Origin of the sequence: Synechocystis sp. PCC 7509 (assembly GCF_000332075.2) — a bacterium.
GTDB lineage: Bacteria > Cyanobacteriota > Cyanobacteriia > Cyanobacteriales > Chroococcidiopsidaceae > Aliterella.
Window position 1 is genome coordinate 244,440 of sequence record NZ_KI966369.1, and the last position, 19,794, is coordinate 264,233.

The following is a 19,794-nucleotide window of genomic DNA, read 5'->3' on the forward strand; positions in this document are numbered from 1 at the left end:
TTTTTAATGTCTTCCAAGCGCGGAGACGAGACTTTACGAAGATTGATGGGCGATTACCTACGGTAGGCTTCTGCTGAGGCAAACGCTTTTGCTGAGGCAAACGCTTCGCGAACGCGAACGCCAACGCCAACGGTAATGTGGAATGTGCAGCTTTAGCCAATGCTTCTAGCGGTTTGTTGATTTTGGCTTTGCACAAGTTGTATTACGGGAATCAATAGAAATGTGGCAAACCATCCCCAAGGGTGAATCAAAGCACCCGCGATCGCAAGCAAAGAGATCGACGGATCGACATAACTTTCCTGACGAATTTGGCGAATGGTTTGAGCGTCTGGATCGGGAGTGACAAGTCGTCGGTCTTGAGTAGCATATATCCAAGCTGCTGTTGAAAATAAGCCAATGCTAGCTGCCGTTAGACTATAAAATACTTGAACTGCAAAAACAGAGTCAAAATAGTTGGACAAAGCATTGGCATAAGGCATTAACACCACAAAAAGCAAGGAAAAAAGCGTTAACCAGAGATGAATTGTATCGGTACTTTTGTAGTACTTAAACTGATTAAGATGAGTAGTCCAATTGAATCCGATAATGATAAAAGTCAGCGCATAAACACCAATATCTGGAAGTTGTGCTTGCAGATATTGAGTCACTTCCTGTGGTGTCATTTTCGTGGAAGGAAATGAGTCGAATGTTAGTGCCATTAGGGTCATCGCAACAGCAAAAATCAGATCGCTAAGACGAGTAAGTCGATGAATCGGTATCGGGAAGGTATCCATAGTATTCTTGTTGGTGTGCAGATTTTAAATGTTGTACCCGTAACTTTGAAATATTGCTACTATAGCGCTACGGGAACACGTTAGGACAGTGTTTAAAGGCGGCATCTACACAATCATGAAAGTTGTCAAATTCGTTCCACCGCTGCCGCATCCAGTTCTTGAGTACAAACCACCAATGTTCGATCTTGTTCAAGTCTGGAGAATAGGGGGGAAGATACCATAACTCACATCCCGCCTCTGCTACAATCTCGTCAATTGCCTGGGAGTGATGAAAACTTGCATTGTCAATGACGATAACATCACCTGGTCGCAATTGAGGGATAAGACACTGCTCTAACCACATCTCGAATAAGTTACGGTTACAGGAACCCACAAATGTCATTGGTGCAAACACTTTCCCTTGGCGTAGTGCTGCGATCCAACTGACACGCTCAGTACGCTTACCAGGTTTGAGAGCATAGAAGCGTTGTCCAACCTCACAATAACCATAGGGATAGTCATCTCGGTTGTCAATCCCTGCTTCATCAACATAGATGATTTGAGCAGCAGATAAGGTCTGTAGTTGCTCCTGAAATCCTTGACGTTTTAACTCATCCCGCTCTCGGTATCCATAGGTTTTTTTTTTCGACTTGAGCCAAGCTTACGCAAGGCATCACTGATGTTCTGCTGACTCACCCCTTCGCCCCACAACACAGCCATTTGCCCTTGAGTCTTGCCTCCATGTTGCTTCGCAAATTCACGAAACCTCTGCCAATCACTGATTTTATGTCGATTTCCCTGTTGATAGTGAGTAATCGCTTGACAGTTGCCAGTTTGTTCCTTGCGCTTCAGCCATAGGTCGAGTGTGTTGCGACTAATGTGCAACATCCGGCTCACATCACTTTTGCGTTCTCCTCTCTCAACTGCTGCAATCGCCTTTTGGCGCAGGTCTTCACTGTAAGGGGCGGGCATAGGTATTGTTTGATACTCTCGTTTTTCTATTATATGTCTTAATATGAATTTGTAGGGCTATAAATCTCTTTTTGATTTTTTAATATTGTCGATTGTTACGTTTCCGGACACAGATTCAATTGAATTTAAACCTTTTGCCAGTCTAAGCGTATAGAAAATATGAAATTCATCAACAAATTCTTTCAGTAATTCTTCGGTCAGTCCGCCTATTCCTGCAATCTCTTTTTGAATTATTAAGAGGACAGCATAAATCGTATCAGCAACGTTTTCATTGTCGGTGGCAGCCTTTAAACTAAATCGATGAACTAATTCGACAAACTTTTCAAAGGCTTGCATCCCGCGATATGTTTTATGGTCACCCACAGGATTCTCTAATATTAGGTCTGATATTTCGGACCTCAAAATGTTAAGTGTGGAACGAATATTGTTCCGCTTTGATTCTTGCTTAAGCGCTTCCATTTGAATTTTGTTCGCCCGGATCTGCTGTTGGAACGATAGGTAGACCAAAATTGCCGAAACTAAACCAATAAATGGTGAAGCTACTCCACCAAGGAAATCGCCAGTTAAGCCTCTGGTCGAGGCATTTTGACTAGCACCAATTATGATCCAGAGGAGAAGAACCACCAATGGGCCAATGGTCATGTAGGTTCTGGCAGTCATAGCCATTTTTTCTTCTCGGTTTTTCATGTTGAACCTTGTTTTCATATTTTCATTGTTCAGGGTTCATGCCACGCAGAGCACTCAAGTTCCCTGATTTAAGCGGCGATTTAACTTCCTGCTTCTAAAGGCAGATTTTGGGATGCAATTGTGATTTTTCTTTCTAGTTTTTTCGTGGAAAGTACCTATGATCGAGTCGTACTTTCATTCGGTGGTGGTAGGAGCGCAAGCTCAGGGCAAAGCTAGCGAATGAAGTCGCTGGTATAGTATCTCCAGCAAAGAGGCTATGCAAACGCCAATCGTCTTTGCTGTAAGTATTGTGCAGCTTTAATAAAATCGGCGGCTTTTTCAGCGATCGCAATGGTGGGTGCGTTAGTATTTCCTGTAATGATCTTTGGCATGATGGAAGCATCGACGACGCGCAATCCTTCAATCCCATGTACCCGTAGTTCGGGGTCTACTACTGCCATTGGGTCAGTACCCATTTTACAAGTGCCGACCGGATGCCACACCGTGCCAGCAATTCTCATTATGGAAAATCAACTGGAGTTGGGAGGGACTGCCAACTCTAGTCCTTCAATCATGAAGGTGAGCAAATGATCCCAATTCTCGAACAATAAATAGCGCGTCAAGGCACGCAGATCGTCAAAGAACGTCTTGCGGGTGGGCAAATGTTGACGCAACAAGCGGTACTTGTGATCGAGTAATTCCAGCAGCGTATGAAATAGGAGCGACAGGAGGTTGAAGGTTGCCAGCAGCGAAGCGAGGTGCTGTTTGCCATGTCCGAAATTGTGTTCCAGGTTGTAGCCCTTGGTTTTCAGCGTGTTGTTGTTTTCGTTTTCCACCTTCCACCGGGTGCGCCCCGATTGCACAATCGCTGCCACGGTTTGGTCGGTGATCCAGTGGTCTGTAGCAAAGGCATTTTTATAGAGTTGCTTGCCATCGGCACGGGTGACGGTGATTTCACACCAATTAACCAGCAGTGCATCGTCATCGTCGCGCAAGGCCACTTGATTGAGGTAGCGGTAAGTATAAATTTCCTCAGTTTTGCCCGTCCACCGTTTGCAGACGACTGTGGGTAAGACGATGCCGTCCAAATGCTCATACAGGGTTTGGTGCGAGTTAGGACGGCAGACCAAAATGAAGTGGAACGATTCGCGCCGCAAGGCTTCACAGAACGGCTCGTGACAATAGAGGTCATCGCCTAAGACCGTGATTCGCTGCGCCCGATACTTCTGGGCGTGAGTCGTCAACCAGCGTTTTGCCGCTGCGATCTCACAATCCTGCTTGTCGTGTCCATCTTGCGGCACGATGAACTCCGGCGCTAAGGGCAACACCGTCGAGCGTCCTGGACTAACGATGACCGGAGTAACGGCAGCATGAAAGTATCGCACTGTCCCATCTTTGGCAGTCTGCGTTGAACAATGGGGACACGCAATCGTGTGGGAACTGAAGTACTCCACCCCATCCATTGCCACTAGCAGCGTGTCATCAAACGCCCGCATCTCGCTCAAGCGTCCTGCTTCGTCCAACAAGAGCAAAATTTCCTCAAACACCGGAAACACGCACTGCGGTTCGACCCCATCAAGCAGATCCCGAATTTGGTTGTCGCACGGGATTTGATGCACCCCAAACAAGCTCTGGGCGTTGCTTCTTCCTTTCGTGTCTGTCATCGTCCGTTGATACGATAAGAACGAGGGACTTTGCGTAAAAAACACACCCAAAGCGCTCAATGCCGCATCTTCCATGCCATAGCGCCTGTTTTTCCCCGTGCGCTTGTCTGGTAACGTTTGCAGCACCTCGTGAAAGAACCTGATGATACCGTCGAACTTGCTCTTGGGGGTCAACGTCTTCGACTCGGTGAGCTTTTGACTCTCTTACCTTACCCCGTTCTCACCGCCCTGAATAGTCAAAAGTCATAATGAGAATTGCTGAAGGATTGTGGAGTAAGTGATGGTATTGTACCAAGTCTAAGGTTTTAGAAATTGCTGAGATTTAGCGACAATTGGTTAAAACGAGCTTGTTGTTACTTGGCAGGAAATTGAGTATTGGTTCTGTTATTACTTGCTAGATATTGACTTAGGGCATAAGCCATATCAAATCGAGTCATAGGCTGCAATGGATTTATATTATTTTGTGCGTCTACATTCACAAAACCTGCATTCAATGATGTAGCTAGAGACTTTCTCGCCCAAGCAGGAATTGAAGCAGCATTTGGATATTGGGATAACGTATCTTCTACTGTATTATCGGGAAACTGAAAAACACCATAAGCTTGAGCAAAAATAGCGAATGCTTCTGCTCTTGTTACCTTCTGGTTGGGGAAGAACATATTGCCCCGATACCCCTTCATAATCCCAGTTTTAAGCACTGTCTGAATGTCTTTAAAAGCCCAGTAAGAGGGAGGTACATCTTGAACTTCAACTGTGCTTGCTTGACTTGCGGCGGCTCTTTGAGCTAGTCCAAACGATCTAACTAAAATTGATGCTAGTTCGGCACGACTAATAAATAATTCTGGGTGAAATTGTCCATCAGTAAGATAACTCATTAACCCCGCAGCAACTACTTTTGAAACCACATCATCCGGTGCTGGCAAAGCAGGCTGAATTTGGGGTGCAGGAGAATTTTGCGGCAGTGGAGCAGAGGATGGTGACAATGCAGGTAATGCGCTCTGGGCTTGAGCTTGCATAGATCCTAGGATAATTGTACTTACTTTGCTAGTGACACTACAAGCTAATAAAAAAATAAGTACAAATAAAGTATTTCTAACACTTCCCATCTTAATTATTCTTCTTACTACTGCTGGCAATTAAATTATTACAATTTTTCGGAGTATATTCTATGTAAGTAGACAAGTCTTAAAGTCTTGCAGTTCTAAAATTGACAAAAGCTGTTATAAAAAAAGCGGTAATGATGTGCAAGTTTCCATTGAAAAATTGGCAGACTATCTTCATGACAACGCCGATAAAATTGAGACTCGTCCCTAAAAAGTAATAAGAAAAATCTTCATGGACATCACCATTGAAATTAAAGCTCATTAATAGCTAATAATAAATAAAATTGTAATTGCCCAACACCTAGTCTTACTCAATACTAGATTTCGACCTGCCCAAATTAATTAGCAAAAGCCGCTAAGACTTGAGGAATAAATTGCTGACTCGTGGCGTTTTTATTTTTCCCCAGATGGACGATAACGAGTTGGTGCGAAGGAATAATCGCAATGTATTGATCCTGAAATCCTTGAGCCGTGAGAATTTGGTTTTGCCCCGATTGTGTACCAATGTTCATCAACCAAAAATGAGCGCCATAATTTTTCTTGGGTGCTAGCTCTGTTAGCATACGGCTGTACTGTATCCAGCCTTCTGGTAAGATGCGTTGTCCCTCCCATACCCCGTCTTGTAAATAAAGTAAACCAAATCGCGCCCAATCTCTTGCCGTAGCATACATAAAAGACGAGCAAACCAAAGTTCCCGACGCATCCGGTTCAATAACAGCACTAGACATTCCTAGGCGATCGAATAAAGCGTGACGGGGAAAAGCTAGATAATCAGTATCGCTACCAATTGCGTTGCGGATAATACCAGAGACAATATTAGTTGTCCCACTGGAGTATTGCCACTTAGTATTTGGAGCAGCTTCTAAGGGATGATTTGCCGCATATACAGCCGCGTTTGCCTGACCGAATAGCATTTGAATCAGATCGCCAAGGGGATTTCCTTCGGATTCGTTAAACTTCAGCCCACTACTCATATGAAGCATCCCATCAAGAGTAATTTGGCTACGGCGATCACCCTGATTGTTCCATTGTGGCATCAGGTTTTTATCCAAGAGCGATAGTTTGCCCTCCTTAATAAGAATCCCCACAAGCGCATTAGTTACACTCTTGGTCATTGACCATCCAGGTAAAGGCATCTTAGAGTCAAAGCCAGGTGCGTAACGTTCGGCAACAATTTGACCTCTATAAACCACTACTACAGCCCTAGTGTGTTGCTGTGGGCGGAAAACTGAGCCTAGAGCTTCTTTGAGTTGCTTTTGGTTAATTTCAGGTACTTTCCGCTCTTTTTGCTCTATAAACTGCCATTCATTTAGTTTTTGGGGATCGAAATGCATTGATTTAACCTGCGATCGCAACTCGGTTTCCGAGGTATCAATGACTAAAGTACAACCAAGCCCAGAACGAAAGATGGATTGATGTTTTACTAAACCAAAAATACTTGCTGTTACAGATTGCTGTGGGCGATCAACATTAACTTGAATTGACTTGACAACTGACTGTTCCAGTGACGATAAACCGTCGATCTCAGCTAAAATATCTTGGTTAAAAATAGATTCTGGAGTGCGCCCAGAGACAAATACGCCTGAACAAAATTGTTTAGCTTGATAAGCCGTGCCAATACTTAAGACTCGCCATAAGGTATAACCAGAATAGCCCACAATACCTAGGCTAATTAACCCCAAACTCAAAAATATATACTTGAGGCTTATTTTCATCTAATAACTACCAGTTCCTAGCAAAATAACTTCAACCCTCTCTAAAGCTAAATTAAAATTTTGTGCCGTTAATTCAGTCTGTAGATAAAAGTACCACTTATCTTTAACAGGTGGTACTAGCTACGAATAGCTACCTAAGACAATACGGAAGACAGACCAGCATGAGTAATTGTTACCTTGTAATCTTTACTTCCAAGTAGCTGCTTGGAAAAAAAGATAAGGTTAAAATTAAAGTCGATGCCGAAATCGACCTTAGTAGCGCTGAGAAAACAATAAATAACTTAGATACATTAATGGCTACAGTTTATGTAAAGGGCAGTAAAAATGTGCAAGTTTCCATTTAAGAATTAGCCGATTATCTTCATGATAATGCCGAGAAAATCGAGACTCATCACCAACAGACGGCGTGGTCTACGCAGGAGAATAAAAGATAGCAGTGACAGCAATTTGCCAGCATAATTATAAGTATATCTTTCGAGACTAAAAAGCAAAATGGCAACACTTACAATTCGCAATGTGCCGGAAGAACTGGTTGATCGCATTAAACGGCTTGCAGAACAGAAGGGAATTTCAATGGAACAGGAAGTCCGTGATTTGCTACAAAGCCGTTATGTACAACGCAGTGCAGCGATTGAACGTATTCGCCAACGCTCTGAGACTTTACCCGTCCAAGCAGCTAGCCAACTGCAAGAGTGGAAAGAGCAAGGGCGACCCTAATGGTGATTGATACGATGGTATTTGCCTACGCGCTATTAAGGGTAGAAGGTCAGTACAACCAGGCAATTACGGCTTTAGAAACAGCAGAGCAAATAATAGTGCCAGATTCGTTATTTGCCGAATTAGGCAACGTAGTATGGCAGTGGATTCAGTTTCGGCAATTACCGATTGAAACGGGGCTAGAGGTGCTAAAAGATTCCGAGGCTTTGATAGATAAGGTTATCCCTAGCGCTTATATTCGAGAGGTTGCTTTAGAGTTAGCAGTCCGGGCAAGCCATCCATTTTATGATGCGCTATTTATAGCAGCCGCAATTAGGGAGCAGGTTCAAGTTATAACGTTCGACCGTAAACTGGCAGAGAAGTTTCCAGATTTAGTCCATCTCCTGGAATAATTGGTGGGAATCTTCCTACTTCAAATTGATAATCCAGCCTGCCGAGTGCTAGAAGCTTGACCACGCGCTAACTCTTGTCGTTCTACCTTGGCAATGCTACTTAGCCGCTCTTGCAATTGAGGCGACTGTAAGCCCTTGGCAAGATTCCGCATCTCAACTGTTTGAGGTGATTTATCCCACAAAGAGTAAGCCCTTTCTTGCTTATTCCATTGCCCGAATTGATTTTCTCTTTGCTGCAAATGGGCGATCGCATTCTCTAACTTATTTGCCGTCTGTTCAACCTGGGCAACAGCTAAATCGTACTTGCCATTCCAACTGCGGAAAGGACTTTTCTGCATAGCTTCAACAGTAGCTAACTGTTCGGCTTGCTGATGACCCAAAGCGTTGATATGTTCGGTAAGGCGGCTCACTTCAAGTTCAACTTTTTGTCTGTCAGCTAGGGCTGGAGGGGTCGGAGCGATTATAATATCGGGTCGCTACAGTTAGTGAGACTCCCGAAACCACCGTTGCAAAATCCCCTAGAACTACAGAGCCATCCCCTAGAACTGAGAAAATTGTCCCGAACTCTACAGATTTATCCCCTAGAACTGTACCTGTAGAAGCGATCGCCCAAGTAACTCAAAACTCTAAACCATCCCCTAGAACTAAAGAACCATCCCCACTAAAATCACCGCTAAAGCCGCCGGACAAAGTAGTTCAGAATACCACCAATAGTCCTGGAAAGGGATTTGTACCTACATGGGAAGTCTTAAGCGTGCATGATGGCGATACAATCCGCGTGAGACAAGGACAACTGGTAGAGCGGGTTCGTTTTGCTTGCATCGATGCGCCGGAGTTGGCGCAGCCGTTGGGGAAGGAATCACGCGATTATCTTAAGAGTCTGATAGCTCAAAATGGAAATCGCGTCACACTGAAAATTGTAGATACCGACCGCTACCGTAGAAAGATTGCTGAGGTTTTTTCTGGTGGTAAGTTCTTACAGGCTGAACAGGTCAAAGGCGGAATGGCGTGTGTTTACGAGCAATACCTAAGCAACTGCCCGGATGCTGCGGCAGTGAAACAGGCGCAAAACTTCGCCCAATCTAGCAGAGTAGGGGTTTGGAGCGGGAACTATACTAAGCCTTGGGATTATAGAAAGATGAATCGATAGTATTTCTACCAATTTATATTAATAACTTTCCCTGCTCGAAGCAGTTTTACAACAAGCACTAAATTAACAATTATTTTGTTTGTTGAAGTTTGAATTAGAGAGAGTTTTTAGTCTCTATATAAGGAGCAAATCGGGCGTAGGATAAGATATCAGGATTTGGTCTGAGGAAGTCTAAAGTGAAAACAATTTTTGTAAGTTTAGCCTTATTTACTGGCAGCATAGGTACTTTTGCTATCTTAGGTGGATTGGCATCTAAAAATTTTTCTCCTGCGATCGCCCAACCTACAGTAGTAAACTGCCAAAACAAAAGCAAACTCTTTGTCATTGGAGGACGCACTGTGTATAAATGGCTAGGATATCCTGCTGTCTTTTACCAATCAGGGATGACTATAGATGCTGATGGAGCGCCTACCGCTTACCATCGTGACAACAATAAAGGTCTAGACTTTTTAGGTAATGCTGGAAACCCAGGAAACTGGTGGGCGCTAGTCACCGATACTGGGAAATCAAACGGTACACCTATCGTCCAAGGGTCTAGCGATCCTGCTCCTGGGTATTATGTATCTGGTACAGCGCTTGAAGATTCGACAAAGAAAAGAACCGATCCGCGTAGGTATGTTGATTCTAGTAATATCCCCTACATAGTTCTCCCTGGAAATTCATTGATCAAAGGTACAGGTGCTAAATTCTGACTTTTCCCGTTAAGTCTTGAAAGGTTTACTGGCAAGGGATTTAAGAAACAAGACAGCAAATACGGTACAGTAATTGAAATCGGGTGCTAAAGGTAACAAGCAATGCTGGACTGGTGGGAGAAAAATTTTGCAACCTTAGAACTGGGTGATCGCCGATTGAATGAGCGTGCAATGTCAATCGGGTATGTTCTAAGTCTTGGATTCGGCAAAGCACTGTCAGAAGTTTTCTGTAATGGAAAAGCACTCAAGAGAGCCTATGAGTTTTTGCCAACCCAAAAGTGGAATTTTCAAGTGTAGTTGAGCCGCACTGTCAAATGACGGCGGAAACTGTTGCAGAACACGATGTGGTGCTGTGCGTTGGAGATACGACTTTTCAAAGGTTATGGCAGTATTAAGGCGAAAACCGAAGGTTACGGGCCAATAGGTAAGGGAGGGAACGGTCTAATATTGCACAGTGCTTTGGCTATAGAACCGCAGAATGGCGAATCCTTGGGCTTGTTGTGGCAAAAACTTTGGAATCGGGAATCAAAGCCGATTCTACCAGTCCATGAAACCCCAACACAGAAGAAACAACGGCAAGCGCAAGCACGCATTGAAGCCCGAAACCGTCCGTTTGAACAAAAAGAATCTTACAAATGGGTGGAAGCTCTCAGCACTGTCGAAAGCCTTGTGAGCCATCACACACGAGTAATTCATGTGTTTGACCGCGAAGGCGACATTACAGAAGTTTTTGATAAAATTCGTCAACTTCAGCACACAGGAATTCTTGTTCGTGCGGCTCATAACCGCAGAATAGATTCTGATAGTGAACGCCTGTGGTCAAAGCTACAATCACAACCTAGCAGTTTTGAACAAGAAATTGAATTACCTCAGACTGGACAGCGTTCTGCCCGTAAAACCAAATTAGCTGTACGATTTTGTCCGCTAAATCTCCGTACTCCCTATCGTTTTGATAACCGTGACCCTCTACCCGTATATGCTGTTTATGCCACAGAAATTGATTGCCCAGAAGGTGAAACACTTATAGAATGGATGTTGCTTACTACAGAAGTCGTTGCAGATATCCAAACAGCTTCTACAATTTTACGCTGGTATACGTATCGTTGGCGTGTGGAAGAATACCATAAAATTTTTAAGTCAGGATGTCAGGTAGAAAAATATAGACTTGCTGCTGCTGGGATGAAAACTTTAATCGGTTTTTTGAGCGTAATTGCTGTTGAGCTTTTACGGTTGACTTACCTCCACCGCACTCAGCCCTTAGCCCTTGCAATGGAAATTCGCGCATCCCCTTGAACTCAAGATTTTAAAAGCTAAGTCTCCCAAACCACCCAAAGTTCTCACAGTTAGTTGGGCTGTTGAGGCTGTTGCACGTCTTGGTGGTTACTTAGAACATCGAAGCAAAACACCTATTGGTATTCAGGTATTGTGGCGAGGTTGGTTAAAATTACACGACCTTTGTGACGGTTGGCAGCTTGCAAAAGATACTTAACGGGAAAAGTCAGAACTATCAATAACTGAGGACTATTGCGACTCAATAACTTTTTGCAACACGACCAGCCCGCTCCTGGGCGTAACCCCAAAACAGGTGAAGCAATGACAATTTCAGCTACGCGCGTTCCGGACTTTTCTGCTCTTAAGTCTTTCAAGGACAAGGTTGCTCCAAGCGAGTAATTTTTAGGCATGAGCATGAATAGAGATAGAAAGATTGTTCACGTCGATCTCGATGCTTTTTATGCCTCGGTCGAGCAACGAGACAACCCTTGTTACCAAGGTAAACCCCTTGTGGTAGGTGGATTGCCCCAGGAGCGCGGCGTAGTAGTTGCTGCCAGCTACGGGGCTAGGAAGTTCGGTATCCATTCCGCCATGCCCTCTTATCTTGCCCTGCAAAAATGTCCTACTCTGGTCTTCGCCCCACCTCGCTTTGAGGTCTACCGCAGCATTAGTACCCAAATTCACGCTATCTTCAAGCGCTACACCGACTTAGTAGAACCTGTAGCCCTCGATGAAGCTTATCTTGATGTCACCCAAAATAAGCTGGGACTGCCTTACGCTACGAACATTGCCAAACAAATCAAAGCAGCTATCCTATCAGAAACTAACCTAACGGCAAGTGCCGGAGTTTCTGGAACCTATCCCAGTAATAAAATTCTGTTAATCCAAATGTGAATTGTTGCAAGGGAAATAAAAGCATTAAAGCAGGCAGAAATTCTTTCCCATCGAACAACAAGTCTACGGTATTTCCGTTGAAACCATGCAAAGCAGCGCTCTTGTTGAAAACGAGGGACTGACATTTTTATGGGTCTACCTCGATTTCTTTTAGTTTTCCAGGCTCGCTTCGGCAACTGCGGTCTAATACCACGTTTGCGTAAAGCCGCACGCAAATCTTTGGAGTCATAGCCTTTGTCCCCAGCCAGCACTTTGACCCGTTTACGGGGTCTGCCAGGAGAATTAGTTTTGACAGTAACGCTATTCAATAGCGGCATCACTTGTTCTCTTTCACTACCATTAGCTGCGGTCGTGCAATTAGCCAGAGGCATACCATTACCGTCGGTCAAAGTATGAATTAAAATTCCTTTGCCCTTATAGCCATAAGCAACGTCCTCACCTCCTCCTTTCCCAGGGGGAAAAAGAGCCATCGACCGCACCATGACTCCAGTTAATTAATCCTTTTTCCGAGGCGATGCCTAATATCCTTGCTTGTAGTCGCTCTAGCGTTCCATCTGCTTGCCAGCTTTTTAGCCATCGGTGGGCTGAACTTTTTGATGCCCAAACTTCTCCCTTCGGTACATCGCACCAACGGCAGCCCGTAATCAATTGCCTTCATTAAGGTGTTGATTACATGACGGAAAGGCGCATGGGGCATTCCCCGTCCCCGTTTTTCTCCTTTCTCGCCGATCACATCCTCAAACAACTTCCATTCTAGATCGCTTAATCCCTCAAATCTTCCCGCCATATTCTGTAGGACTTAATCACTCTGACAATTAGATTATCACCTTTTGACCTTAGTGGGATAGATTCTGTAAACAAGTTCTTAGCAAAAATGGCATCGGGTATGAATAAGCCCAATGGACTAACGGTGATTCTACCCGAACACGCCGCAGATTTTGTCGCCGCTTTACCAATAGAGAAGTTTCACGGCATTGGACAAGTCACCGCTACCAAGATGCACAATTTGGGCATCTATACTGGGGCAGACCTAAAGCAATACGCTGAAGCTGATTTAGTCCGCATCTTCGGTAAGGTAGGACATTTCTATTACCTCATTGCCAGAGCCGAGGATAACCGGATAGTCGAGCCTAACCGCCTTCGCAAATCAATTGGTGCAGAAACTTCATTTACTAAAGACTTAGACGACCCACAAGTAATACTGCTCGAACTAGAAACTATTGCTGTAACTATCCAGCATCGCTTAGAGAGTTACCAAGTTCTGGGACGTACTATTACATTAAAAGTTAAGTTTGCCCACTATGAGCGAATCACGCGCAGTAAAACTGTAACTGCTGCTGTTGGTAAGGCAGAAGCAATTAGCCAAGTAGCTAAGGAACTGTTAGTAGCGGTTTCTCTAGAGGGACGCAGCGTTCGGCTATTAGGTATTTCCCTATCCAATCTCGACTGCGCCACTGAATCAAAACCAGTTCAATTGTGTTTATTTGAATAAACTGCTAAGGCTTCTAGCTCAACTAACAGCACTGACAACAGGTGTCGCTTCCTTTGATTCCTTTGGCTTTTTCTCGAAGGTCTGCACATTCGGCTCCTTGAGTACAAAACCCGAATCTGTCTTGTCCCCCATTTGTCCAGCGATCTCACTTGCCCACATTGGATAGTTTTCTTGTGCTTGTTCAAGCTTTTTGAATACTTTGGGCTTGAGGCTGACACTAACTATCTGTTCGCCTGTATCGATATCAAACTGCTTGAGGCCATTTTCTCCCGTCTGGACATCTGTGGGAAACTCATTAATTTTGATCGTTAACTCTAGCTTTCCTGATGTAGGCATTGCGAATAGTGGGTTTGTTATGGCTAGGAACCAAGGTATATTTTCTTCCCCGCCTTAGTAGAGATAGGACTGTGTATACGCCACTAAAGTTAGGGTAGTTGTAGTTGCTAATTATCACTAGAATTTTACCTCTCTATTGCTAGATGTTCTTTCTATGCTCAAGCAATAAATTAGTTAAGGTGAACCCAAGTATGAACTCCTGACTATCACCTATTGTGATGCAATGGCTATATCTATGAATACTTTAGAAAGCATCATTATTGGTCTGACTTTAAGTAGTGCCTGTGGCTTCCGCATTTTTGTCCCGCCATTGGTTATCAGCCTTGCCGTAATTTTTGGGCATTTACCAATTACATCGGGGTTTGAGTGGGTCGGTACTTACTCGGCGCTGTGGGCATTTGCGATCGCTACCATTGTAGAAATTGGCGCTTACTACGTTCCTGTGCTAGATAACTTACTTGACACGCTTGCTACACCGACAGCATTGGCTGTCGGCACTTTCGTCGCTGCTGCTGTATTTCCCGATAGCGACCCCCTGTTGCAATGGACTACGGCAGCAATTGCTGGTGGGGGTACTGCCGGAATACTCCAAGCCGTAACCGGAATTACTCGTTTATCTTCCACAGCTTTGACTATCGGACTAGGAAATGCTTTTGTGGCAACTGTTGAATCCATTGGTGCAATTACTTTATCAGTATTAGCCCTGGTAGCGCCTCTAATAGCAGTCAGCTTGGTGGCAATCTTGTTGTTATTTAGCTTAAATAAGGTTGTCCAAAGTAGAGTTACGCGCAAGCATTGATGACTAAAAATATTTTCTCCTCGGCGCTGGAGTTAATTAGGGCAATTGAATAATTAAAGGCAATTTGCACGATCATTAGTTGTTAGTAAGTTTTAGAAATGCTAATAGTTAATCAGTTACTTCTTCAAGGGAACCATATATGGACGCTGTTCAAATGTTTGCTTTAGAAACCTTCTTAGAACGCAATTACTTTAGTCCTGATGAGGAAGGCATAATTGCCAGCATCGGGTGTGCATCTTTTTCAACTTATCTAACTAACTCTGATGAGGAAACCTACTGCTTCTCTTTATACTTGGGCGATTTAATTGGTTATGAATTTTCTCTGATAGACGAAGACTATACTTGGACTGAAGATGGTTTGGAAGATAGAATCACCAAGGTTAATTCTCTTAAGCAGCTTTTTGAGGATTTTGCGGGGCTAACTGTAGATATGACCCTTGATGAAAGAGAAAGCACTGAAGAAGAATCCGAGGATGCGGACGAGTAATTAGTTGTAGCGACCCACAATACTAAACGCTCCAGACCACAATAATCACTGTTTTGAGACCAGATTAACTGCAACTATAACTGCACTTGAGACCGAATTAAATCCAACTAAGACCAAATTATTTGCAACCAGACCACAATACTAAATTTGAAACCAGATTAACTGCAACTATAAATTTAGTGGCGGAAATTAATACCCCGCCTCAAATCGGCAAACCAGCCATCAGCATTTGGTCGGTTAGCTCCTTGGTTCGTGTGGGGTCGAGTTGACCCCGAAACAGCAGCTTAATTTCTGCTGGTTTCGCATGAAACTGGTCAGCCAAATCCCGCAGAGCATAACCATGCCTGGTCAGCCTTGGCTCCAATTCATCAATTTGCTTCGATAGCACTGACTCCACAATCGCTTCAGTAACGGGCTTTTCTCCAGCTTGATAAGCAGCTTCCATTGCTAGGATCAAATGCTGTTGAATTTGTAATGGAGTGCGTAATCTAGAGCTTAGTAATTCAATGGCTTCCACCGTTAATACATCAGAATGCTGAGTTTCTTCCTTTACACACTGAGCAATTAACCAAGTGATATATTCTCGTTGACTGCCCACCATTCCTTCTAAAGTAAAAACCAAGGAGCGATAGCCAATTTCCTCCATAGTAGGGCGACGCAGATCGTTCTTTAATTTGGGATGTCCTGCAAGGATTACGGTCAGTGTTCCATCCCCATCGGAAATCACTTCAATTAAACGCTTCAATCCCGTTAGTGTTGAGGGGTGTAAGTCATGAGCCTCATCCACAAATAGCACCACAGGCTTTTTGCCTTTTTTAATCAAATCGCGCAAATCCCGTTCGCGCTTTTCTCCTAGAGCAGGAATTTTAATTTCCTTGTCATCTGCACTTAGATCGTAAAACAACGCCGCAATTAAAGTGGCTAAGGTAGCACGGTTCTTATCGACCGATAGCGACTTAGAGACTAAAATCTTATTCTCTTTGGCTAGCAAAGCAAATAGACGGCGTAAAGTTGTAGTTTTACCACAGCCAACTATCCCCGTTAAAGCTACTAATGAGCCAGAAGCCGCTGCAGCTTTGAGATCGATAAATAGCTGTTTTTGCCCGACGGTTTCATAGTAACCCGCCTGTCGGAACTCTTTGGTTAAACCAAAATGTGTCATGACTTCAGTCAGCATTCGCTTCACCTCGGCTTTGTAACTGAAAATACGCTCGCACTCGCTCCAGCAGCACCTTTTTAGTCAACGTTTCTTCAACCAAGGCTGATAAAAATTCTCGTTGCTCCACCGAGAGTTTTGCTAATGGTTGACCTAAGGGTTGTGTTGCAAAAAATGGTAGGCTGAAATAATTCCGCTAGAGAAAATCATTGTACCGGCCTCTAATGAATTCTAAATCCCCCTTCAAGTGGCGGCATTATCAGTCAGAAATCATCCTACGTTGTGTTCGGTGGTATCTAAGCTATCCGCTTTCCTATCGCCAAGTAACAGAGATGGTGAACGAGCGGGGATTAGATATACATCACAGCACCGTCTTCCGTTGGGTGCAAGAATATAGTCCAGAAATGGACAAACGAGTCAGACCGTATCTAAAGCTTACTAATGACTCATGGCGGGTAGATGAAACCTATATTTTGGTCAAAGGCAAGCAGAAGTATTTATACCGAGCAGTCGATTCGGCAGGGAACACCTTAGACTTCCTCCTCACAGCGAAGCGGGATGCGAAAGCGGCGAAACGGTTTTTGCGTAAGACATTGAAAGCAATTCACACTTNCGTACCAAGAGTCATCACTGTGGATAAGAACCCTGCTTATCCAAAAGCGATTAACGTACTCAAAGCTGCCAATAAGTTACCCGAAGTAGTGAAATTACGACAGATTAAATATCTCAATAATATTGTGGAGCAAGACCATCGGGGGATAAAACGATTAGTCAAACCAGGAATGGGATTTGGCTCCTTCAACACTGCAAGAAGAACCATTCGGGGATATGAAACTCTGAACATGGTTAGAAAAGGACAAGTTATTGGTGTTCCCAGGGGAGCCATCAAAGAGCGACTTGTCTTTATCTATCAAATCTTTGGGGTAGTTGCATAATTTCAACTCCTGCCACAGGGGTTTTCTGTCTTCACTAAGTTTTTGCAACACAACCCGATTGCCCTACTCAACCCACAATAATTCAACTTCAAACTACTCCCAACCACCTCAGCCGTAACCATCTGATTCGGTTCAATAGGAATCAAGACATTTCTTTGTGCGAAGCTCTGCGAACGCGCTGGCGCTATCTCAACCCTAATCTCGATAGCTGGAGCGTTGTACGGGCGAGTATTTACCTTATTTTCTGTGCTTTCGGTTTTTGCTTTTGGCGGATGTTTTTGAGCAATTACTTTTTGAGGCGGCTTTTTCTCTAAAGTTGGCGGATGAGGAGCATTAGCTTTTGGAGCGACTGTAGTTGTTTGCGGCAGCAGGGTGAGTGGTGGCAGAGGTTTTCGGGAAGTGTCAACTGTTGTGGTAGAAGATGGTTGCCCAGAAAATAGTCGTAGACACATTATGGGGATAGCTATTGCAGGCAAAAACCAAAATGGACTCCGCATTTTAAAACCTGGGGGATTTTTCTAGCATCGCCGCGTACTCGGTATCGAGCATATCAATATGGTGAATATAAACTTCACCAGTCTCAATAGGGAATGGATCGTCATCTGACACCTCCAAATCCTCACCGTAAACACTTCGGTAGTCAAGTGGTAGCTTAATTGCATTAGCATAACCTGTGGCTAAGTCCTCGTTGTCTATTGTTAAACACACGATTAAAGTACCTTGAGGATAATCATGAGCGACACCCGCAACAGTGTACGGCAGACTTATTGCCTCAGCATAACCTGCATTGCTTGCTTCCTCCGTTGGAAAACGAACAATTAACTGCGGTGGCAACCATGTTGTCTTTTTCCGGTAAATATATGGTAAATCTCGTCCTTTGGAAAAACCCAAGCCTTTTTTGGTCACAACAAACTGATTGAGATAGGAGCGCTCTTGATTAAGGCTGCGAAATCCGTGAGAGGTAAAGTACATTAAATCATCGGGCTTGCTGTCTTCTTCGACTCCCAAAAATATATCCAGGTTCTCCGACAAGGCAAATTCCTTTGTTATTTGATTAGCTACCGCCTGTCGTTCCACCGCGAAGTATGAAAGAAATACTTGAATCTATCCCACTAAGGTCAAAAGGTGATAATCTAATTGTCAGAGTGATTAAGTCCTACAGAATATGGCGGGAAGATTTGAGGGATTAAGCGATCTAGAATGGAAGTTGTTTGAGGATGTGATCGGCGAGAAAGGAGAAAAACGGGGACGGGGAATGCCCCATGCGCCTTTCCGTCATGTAATCAACACCTTAATGAAGGCAATTGATTACGGGCTGCCGTTGGTGCGATGTACCGAAGGGAGAAGTTTGGGCATCAAAAAGTTCAGCCCACCGATGGCTAAAAAGCTGGCAAGCAGATGGAACGCTAGAGCGACTACAAGCAAGGATATTAGGCATCGCCTCGGAAAAAGGATTAATTAACTGGAGTCATGGTGCGGTCGATGGCTCTTTTTCCCCCTGGGAAAGGAGGAGGTGAGGACGTTGCTTATGGCTATAAGGGCAAAGGAATTTTAATTCATACTTTGACCGACGGTAATGGTATGCCTCTGGCTAATTGCACGACCGCAGCTAATGGTAGTGAAAGAGAACAAGTGATGCCGCTATTGAATAGCGTTACTGTCAAAACTAATTCTCCTGGCAGACCCCGTAAACGGGTCAAAGTGCTGGCTGGGGACAAAGGCTATGACTCCAAAGATTTGCGTGCGGCTTTACGCAAACGTGGTATTAGACCGCAGTTGCCGAAGCGAGCCTGGAAAACTAAAAGAAATCGAGGTAGACCCATAAAAATGTCAGTCCCTCGTTTTCAACAAGAGCGCTGCTTTGCATGGTTTCAACGGAAATACCGTAGACTTGTTGTTCGATGGGAAAGAATTTCTGCCTGCTTTAATGCTTTTATTTCCCTTGCAACAATTCACATTTGGATTAACAGAATTTTATTACTGGGATAGGTTCATGGAAATGTTTTAGGCATAGATTACCGCCCTGCTAACGGGATGCTTTATGCCCTTACAGATACAGACAAGATATATACAATTAATTGTGACAACGGCGTTGCTACTTTTGTTAGTAATTTATCAGTCAGCTTTAGTGGTGGATTTCAATCGGGTGTAGATTTCAACCCAGTTGTCGATCGTCTACGAGTAGTAGCAAGTAACGGTCAGAACTATAGAATTAATGTTGATACAGGAATGGTTACTGTCGATACACTTCTCAACTACGACCCGGCTCAAGACTTAGGTGTTACCGCTTCTGCATATATTAATTCTAGAAAAGGAGCTACTGCCACTATGCTTTTTAATCTAGACTATGATTCTGATGCCTTAGTAAGCCAAGCTCCTCCTAACGAGGGTAAATTGACTGCTGTAGGGTTGTTAGGATTCAACCTACCTCCAGTAGCAGGATTTGATGTTGTTACTAATAATAAAGGAGAGAATGTTGGATTTATTGCGGCTGGCAAATCTTTGTATACAGTAGATTTATCAACCGGAGCAGCTAAAATGATGGGCAACTTGCGGGAAGGTAATTTAATTGGAGTTGCTGTTTCTCTTACTTCTGATAA

27 protein-coding genes and 1 pseudogene are annotated in these 19,794 nt (G+C 43.9%); 13 read left to right on the forward strand and 15 right to left on the reverse strand.

Going from position 1 to position 19,794, the window contains the following annotated elements; genetic code table 11:
* Window positions 1-152 precede the first annotated feature (152 nt).
* The 7 genes from SYN7509_RS0224125 to SYN7509_RS0224160 form a co-directional block, all read right to left on the reverse strand.
* On the reverse strand, window positions 153-773 hold the full coding sequence (locus SYN7509_RS0224125) for a TMEM175 family protein (RefSeq protein ID WP_009630183.1): 621 nt from the start codon (window positions 771-773) through the stop codon (window positions 153-155).
* 67 nt (window positions 774-840) lie between these two features.
* A protein-coding gene (locus tag SYN7509_RS29475; protein ID WP_148297905.1) for an IS630 family transposase occupies window positions 841-1,724 on the reverse strand; the annotation gives its coding sequence in 2 pieces (ribosomal slippage) (window positions 841-1,395 and window positions 1,398-1,724; 882 coding nt in all).
* Window positions 1,725-1,781: 57 nt separating this feature from the next.
* Window positions 1,782-2,411, reverse strand: a complete 630-nt coding sequence (locus SYN7509_RS0224140; protein WP_009629853.1) for a hypothetical protein — start codon at window positions 2,409-2,411, stop codon at window positions 1,782-1,784.
* A 254-nt stretch (window positions 2,412-2,665) separates the two neighbouring features.
* Window positions 2,666-2,911, reverse strand: coding sequence for a GMC oxidoreductase (locus SYN7509_RS0224145; protein WP_028954590.1), 246 nt, complete (start codon window positions 2,909-2,911; stop codon window positions 2,666-2,668).
* Window positions 2,912-2,920: 9 nt separating this feature from the next.
* Complete coding sequence (locus SYN7509_RS0224150) at window positions 2,921-4,201, reverse strand: hypothetical protein (protein ID WP_028954569.1); 1,281 nt, start codon at window positions 4,199-4,201, stop codon at window positions 2,921-2,923.
* 206 nt (window positions 4,202-4,407) lie between these two features.
* Window positions 4,408-5,070, reverse strand: a complete 663-nt coding sequence (locus tag SYN7509_RS0224155; RefSeq protein ID WP_148298189.1) for an S-layer homology domain-containing protein — start codon at window positions 5,068-5,070, stop codon at window positions 4,408-4,410.
* 425 nt (window positions 5,071-5,495) lie between these two features.
* Complete coding sequence (locus SYN7509_RS0224160; RefSeq protein WP_009630078.1) at window positions 5,496-6,872, reverse strand: serine hydrolase domain-containing protein; 1,377 nt, start codon at window positions 6,870-6,872, stop codon at window positions 5,496-5,498.
* 492 nt (window positions 6,873-7,364) lie between these two features.
* On the opposite strand from SYN7509_RS0224160, the gene SYN7509_RS0224165 reads away from it, so the two are divergent.
* A complete protein-coding gene (locus tag SYN7509_RS0224165) occupies window positions 7,365-7,589 on the forward strand; it encodes a FitA-like ribbon-helix-helix domain-containing protein (RefSeq protein WP_009630077.1) in 225 nt (74 codons plus the stop codon).
* Window positions 7,589-7,981 carry a type II toxin-antitoxin system VapC family toxin gene (locus tag SYN7509_RS0224170; protein WP_009630076.1) on the forward strand — a complete coding sequence of 131 codons (393 nt, stop codon included), beginning with the start codon at window positions 7,589-7,591 and terminating at the stop codon, window positions 7,979-7,981. Before SYN7509_RS0224165 ends, SYN7509_RS0224170 begins: the two co-directional genes overlap by 1 nt.
* 20 nt (window positions 7,982-8,001) lie before the next feature.
* Here SYN7509_RS0224170 and SYN7509_RS0224175 read toward each other — a convergent pair whose 3' ends face one another.
* Window positions 8,002-8,391, reverse strand: coding sequence for a hypothetical protein (locus SYN7509_RS0224175; RefSeq protein WP_028954592.1), 390 nt, complete (start codon window positions 8,389-8,391; stop codon window positions 8,002-8,004).
* A gap of 344 nt (window positions 8,392-8,735) precedes the next feature.
* Here SYN7509_RS0224175 and SYN7509_RS0224180 point away from each other — a divergent pair, with 344 nt between their 5' ends.
* The 3 genes and pseudogenes from SYN7509_RS0224180 (at window position 8,736) to SYN7509_RS27300 (ending at window position 11,312) form a co-directional block, all read left to right on the forward strand.
* Window positions 8,736-9,131 (forward strand): thermonuclease family protein, encoded by a 396-nt coding sequence (locus tag SYN7509_RS0224180; protein WP_009630074.1) that lies wholly within the window; start codon window positions 8,736-8,738, stop codon window positions 9,129-9,131.
* A 176-nt stretch (window positions 9,132-9,307) separates the two neighbouring features.
* Window positions 9,308-9,823: a hypothetical protein gene (locus SYN7509_RS27295; protein WP_009630073.1), complete on the forward strand. Its 516-nt coding sequence runs from the start codon at window positions 9,308-9,310 to the stop codon at window positions 9,821-9,823.
* A gap of 102 nt (window positions 9,824-9,925) precedes the next feature.
* Window positions 9,926-11,312, forward strand: a pseudogene (locus SYN7509_RS27300) (IS4 family transposase).
* Here the strand turns inward: SYN7509_RS27300 and SYN7509_RS31965 are convergent.
* The gene (locus SYN7509_RS31965; protein ID WP_432205692.1) at window positions 11,230-11,505 is read right to left on the reverse strand and encodes a hypothetical protein; all 276 of its coding nucleotides are present in this window, start codon (window positions 11,503-11,505) and stop codon (window positions 11,230-11,232) included. The pseudogene SYN7509_RS27300 and the gene SYN7509_RS31965 sit on opposite strands and share 83 nt — an antisense overlap.
* Between SYN7509_RS31965 and SYN7509_RS0224200 the strand changes: the two genes are divergently transcribed.
* Complete coding sequence (locus tag SYN7509_RS0224200) at window positions 11,504-11,989, forward strand: Y-family DNA polymerase (RefSeq protein WP_227501593.1); 486 nt, start codon at window positions 11,504-11,506, stop codon at window positions 11,987-11,989. The two genes, SYN7509_RS31965 and SYN7509_RS0224200, sit on opposite strands and share 2 nt — an antisense overlap.
* Here the strand turns inward: SYN7509_RS0224200 and SYN7509_RS0224205 are convergent.
* On the reverse strand, window positions 11,953-12,459 hold the full coding sequence (locus SYN7509_RS0224205; RefSeq protein WP_028954076.1) for a transposase: 507 nt from the start codon (window positions 12,457-12,459) through the stop codon (window positions 11,953-11,955). The two genes, SYN7509_RS0224200 and SYN7509_RS0224205, sit on opposite strands and share 37 nt — an antisense overlap.
* Before the next feature lie 20 nt (window positions 12,460-12,479).
* Window positions 12,480-12,776, reverse strand: coding sequence for a hypothetical protein (locus SYN7509_RS29480; protein ID WP_202807209.1), 297 nt, complete (start codon window positions 12,774-12,776; stop codon window positions 12,480-12,482).
* A gap of 99 nt (window positions 12,777-12,875) precedes the next feature.
* On the opposite strand from SYN7509_RS29480, the gene SYN7509_RS27310 reads away from it, so the two are divergent.
* Complete coding sequence (locus SYN7509_RS27310) at window positions 12,876-13,481, forward strand: DinB/UmuC family translesion DNA polymerase (protein WP_051482698.1); 606 nt, start codon at window positions 12,876-12,878, stop codon at window positions 13,479-13,481.
* Window positions 13,482-13,499: 18 nt separating this feature from the next.
* On the opposite strand, the gene SYN7509_RS0224220 is transcribed toward SYN7509_RS27310, so the two are convergent.
* Window positions 13,500-13,817, reverse strand: coding sequence for a hypothetical protein (locus SYN7509_RS0224220; protein ID WP_028954594.1), 318 nt, complete (start codon window positions 13,815-13,817; stop codon window positions 13,500-13,502).
* A 223-nt stretch (window positions 13,818-14,040) separates the two neighbouring features.
* On the opposite strand from SYN7509_RS0224220, the gene SYN7509_RS0224225 reads away from it, so the two are divergent.
* Window positions 14,041-14,616: a DUF4126 domain-containing protein gene (locus tag SYN7509_RS0224225; RefSeq protein ID WP_009629917.1), complete on the forward strand. Its 576-nt coding sequence runs from the start codon at window positions 14,041-14,043 to the stop codon at window positions 14,614-14,616.
* Window positions 14,617-14,755: 139 nt separating this feature from the next.
* Window positions 14,756-15,103: a hypothetical protein gene (locus SYN7509_RS0224230; RefSeq protein ID WP_009629916.1), complete on the forward strand. Its 348-nt coding sequence runs from the start codon at window positions 14,756-14,758 to the stop codon at window positions 15,101-15,103.
* Between the two features lie 202 nt (window positions 15,104-15,305).
* Here SYN7509_RS0224230 and SYN7509_RS0224235 read toward each other — a convergent pair whose 3' ends face one another.
* Window positions 15,306-16,280, reverse strand: coding sequence for an ExeA family protein (locus SYN7509_RS0224235; RefSeq protein ID WP_009629915.1), 975 nt, complete (start codon window positions 16,278-16,280; stop codon window positions 15,306-15,308).
* Between the two features lie 203 nt (window positions 16,281-16,483).
* Here SYN7509_RS0224235 and SYN7509_RS0224245 point away from each other — a divergent pair, with 203 nt between their 5' ends.
* A complete protein-coding gene (locus SYN7509_RS0224245) occupies window positions 16,484-17,194 on the forward strand; it encodes an IS6 family transposase (protein ID WP_028954596.1) in 711 nt (236 codons plus the stop codon).
* Window positions 17,195-17,196: 2 nt separating this feature from the next.
* Here the strand turns inward: SYN7509_RS0224245 and SYN7509_RS0224250 are convergent, their stop codons facing one another.
* Entirely contained in the window at window positions 17,197-17,691 is a 495-nt protein-coding gene (locus SYN7509_RS0224250; protein ID WP_009629856.1) for a hypothetical protein, read from the reverse strand.
* A 1-nt stretch (window position 17,692) separates the two neighbouring features.
* Window positions 17,693-18,226: a hypothetical protein gene (locus SYN7509_RS0224255; protein WP_148298191.1), complete on the reverse strand. Its 534-nt coding sequence runs from the start codon at window positions 18,224-18,226 to the stop codon at window positions 17,693-17,695.
* Window positions 18,227-18,359: 133 nt separating this feature from the next.
* Here SYN7509_RS0224255 and SYN7509_RS29485 point away from each other — a divergent pair, with 133 nt between their 5' ends.
* From SYN7509_RS29485 to SYN7509_RS27320, 3 genes are all read left to right on the forward strand, one after another.
* Window positions 18,360-18,656: a hypothetical protein gene (locus SYN7509_RS29485; RefSeq protein WP_202807209.1), complete on the forward strand. Its 297-nt coding sequence runs from the start codon at window positions 18,360-18,362 to the stop codon at window positions 18,654-18,656.
* A gap of 20 nt (window positions 18,657-18,676) precedes the next feature.
* Window positions 18,677-19,183: a transposase gene (locus SYN7509_RS0224265; protein ID WP_028954076.1), complete on the forward strand. Its 507-nt coding sequence runs from the start codon at window positions 18,677-18,679 to the stop codon at window positions 19,181-19,183.
* A gap of 45 nt (window positions 19,184-19,228) precedes the next feature.
* A partial coding sequence (locus SYN7509_RS27320) for a DUF4394 domain-containing protein (RefSeq protein WP_051482699.1) occupies window positions 19,229-19,794 on the forward strand: 566 nt, incomplete at its 3' end.

What these genes read in the sequence shown, in the direction of transcription:
- SYN7509_RS0224125 (WP_009630183.1), bottom strand. Translation starts at nt 773, where the DNA reads ATGGATACCTTCCCGATACCGATTCATCGACTTACTCGTCTTAGCGAT.
- SYN7509_RS0224140 (WP_009629853.1), bottom strand. Translation starts at nt 2,411, where the DNA reads ATGAAAAACCGAGAAGAAAAAATGGCTATGACTGCCAGAACCTACATG.
- SYN7509_RS0224145 (WP_028954590.1), bottom strand. Translation starts at nt 2,911, where the DNA reads ATGAGAATTGCTGGCACGGTGTGGCATCCGGTCGGCACTTGTAAAATG.
- SYN7509_RS0224155 (WP_148298189.1), bottom strand. Translation starts at nt 5,070, where the DNA reads ATGCAAGCTCAAGCCCAGAGCGCATTACCTGCATTGTCACCATCCTCT.
- SYN7509_RS0224160 (WP_009630078.1), bottom strand. Translation starts at nt 6,872, where the DNA reads ATGAAAATAAGCCTCAAGTATATATTTTTGAGTTTGGGGTTAATTAGC.
- SYN7509_RS0224165 (WP_009630077.1), top strand. Translation starts at nt 7,365, where the DNA reads ATGGCAACACTTACAATTCGCAATGTGCCGGAAGAACTGGTTGATCGC.
- SYN7509_RS0224170 (WP_009630076.1), top strand. Translation starts at nt 7,589, where the DNA reads ATGGTGATTGATACGATGGTATTTGCCTACGCGCTATTAAGGGTAGAA.
- SYN7509_RS0224200 (WP_227501593.1), top strand. Translation starts at nt 11,504, where the DNA reads ATGAGCATGAATAGAGATAGAAAGATTGTTCACGTCGATCTCGATGCT.
- SYN7509_RS31965 (WP_432205692.1), bottom strand. Translation starts at nt 11,505, where the DNA reads ATGCCTAAAAATTACTCGCTTGGAGCAACCTTGTCCTTGAAAGACTTA.
- SYN7509_RS0224205 (WP_028954076.1), bottom strand. Translation starts at nt 12,459, where the DNA reads ATGGCTCTTTTTCCCCCTGGGAAAGGAGGAGGTGAGGACGTTGCTTAT.
- SYN7509_RS29480 (WP_202807209.1), bottom strand. Translation starts at nt 12,776, where the DNA reads ATGGCGGGAAGATTTGAGGGATTAAGCGATCTAGAATGGAAGTTGTTT.
- SYN7509_RS27310 (WP_051482698.1), top strand. Translation starts at nt 12,876, where the DNA reads ATGAATAAGCCCAATGGACTAACGGTGATTCTACCCGAACACGCCGCA.
- SYN7509_RS0224220 (WP_028954594.1), bottom strand. Translation starts at nt 13,817, where the DNA reads ATGCCTACATCAGGAAAGCTAGAGTTAACGATCAAAATTAATGAGTTT.
- SYN7509_RS0224225 (WP_009629917.1), top strand. Translation starts at nt 14,041, where the DNA reads ATGGCTATATCTATGAATACTTTAGAAAGCATCATTATTGGTCTGACT.
- SYN7509_RS0224230 (WP_009629916.1), top strand. Translation starts at nt 14,756, where the DNA reads ATGGACGCTGTTCAAATGTTTGCTTTAGAAACCTTCTTAGAACGCAAT.
- SYN7509_RS0224235 (WP_009629915.1), bottom strand. Translation starts at nt 16,280, where the DNA reads ATGCTGACTGAAGTCATGACACATTTTGGTTTAACCAAAGAGTTCCGA.
- SYN7509_RS0224250 (WP_009629856.1), bottom strand. Translation starts at nt 17,691, where the DNA reads ATGCGGAGTCCATTTTGGTTTTTGCCTGCAATAGCTATCCCCATAATG.
- SYN7509_RS29485 (WP_202807209.1), top strand. Translation starts at nt 18,360, where the DNA reads ATGGCGGGAAGATTTGAGGGATTAAGCGATCTAGAATGGAAGTTGTTT.
- SYN7509_RS0224265 (WP_028954076.1), top strand. Translation starts at nt 18,677, where the DNA reads ATGGCTCTTTTTCCCCCTGGGAAAGGAGGAGGTGAGGACGTTGCTTAT.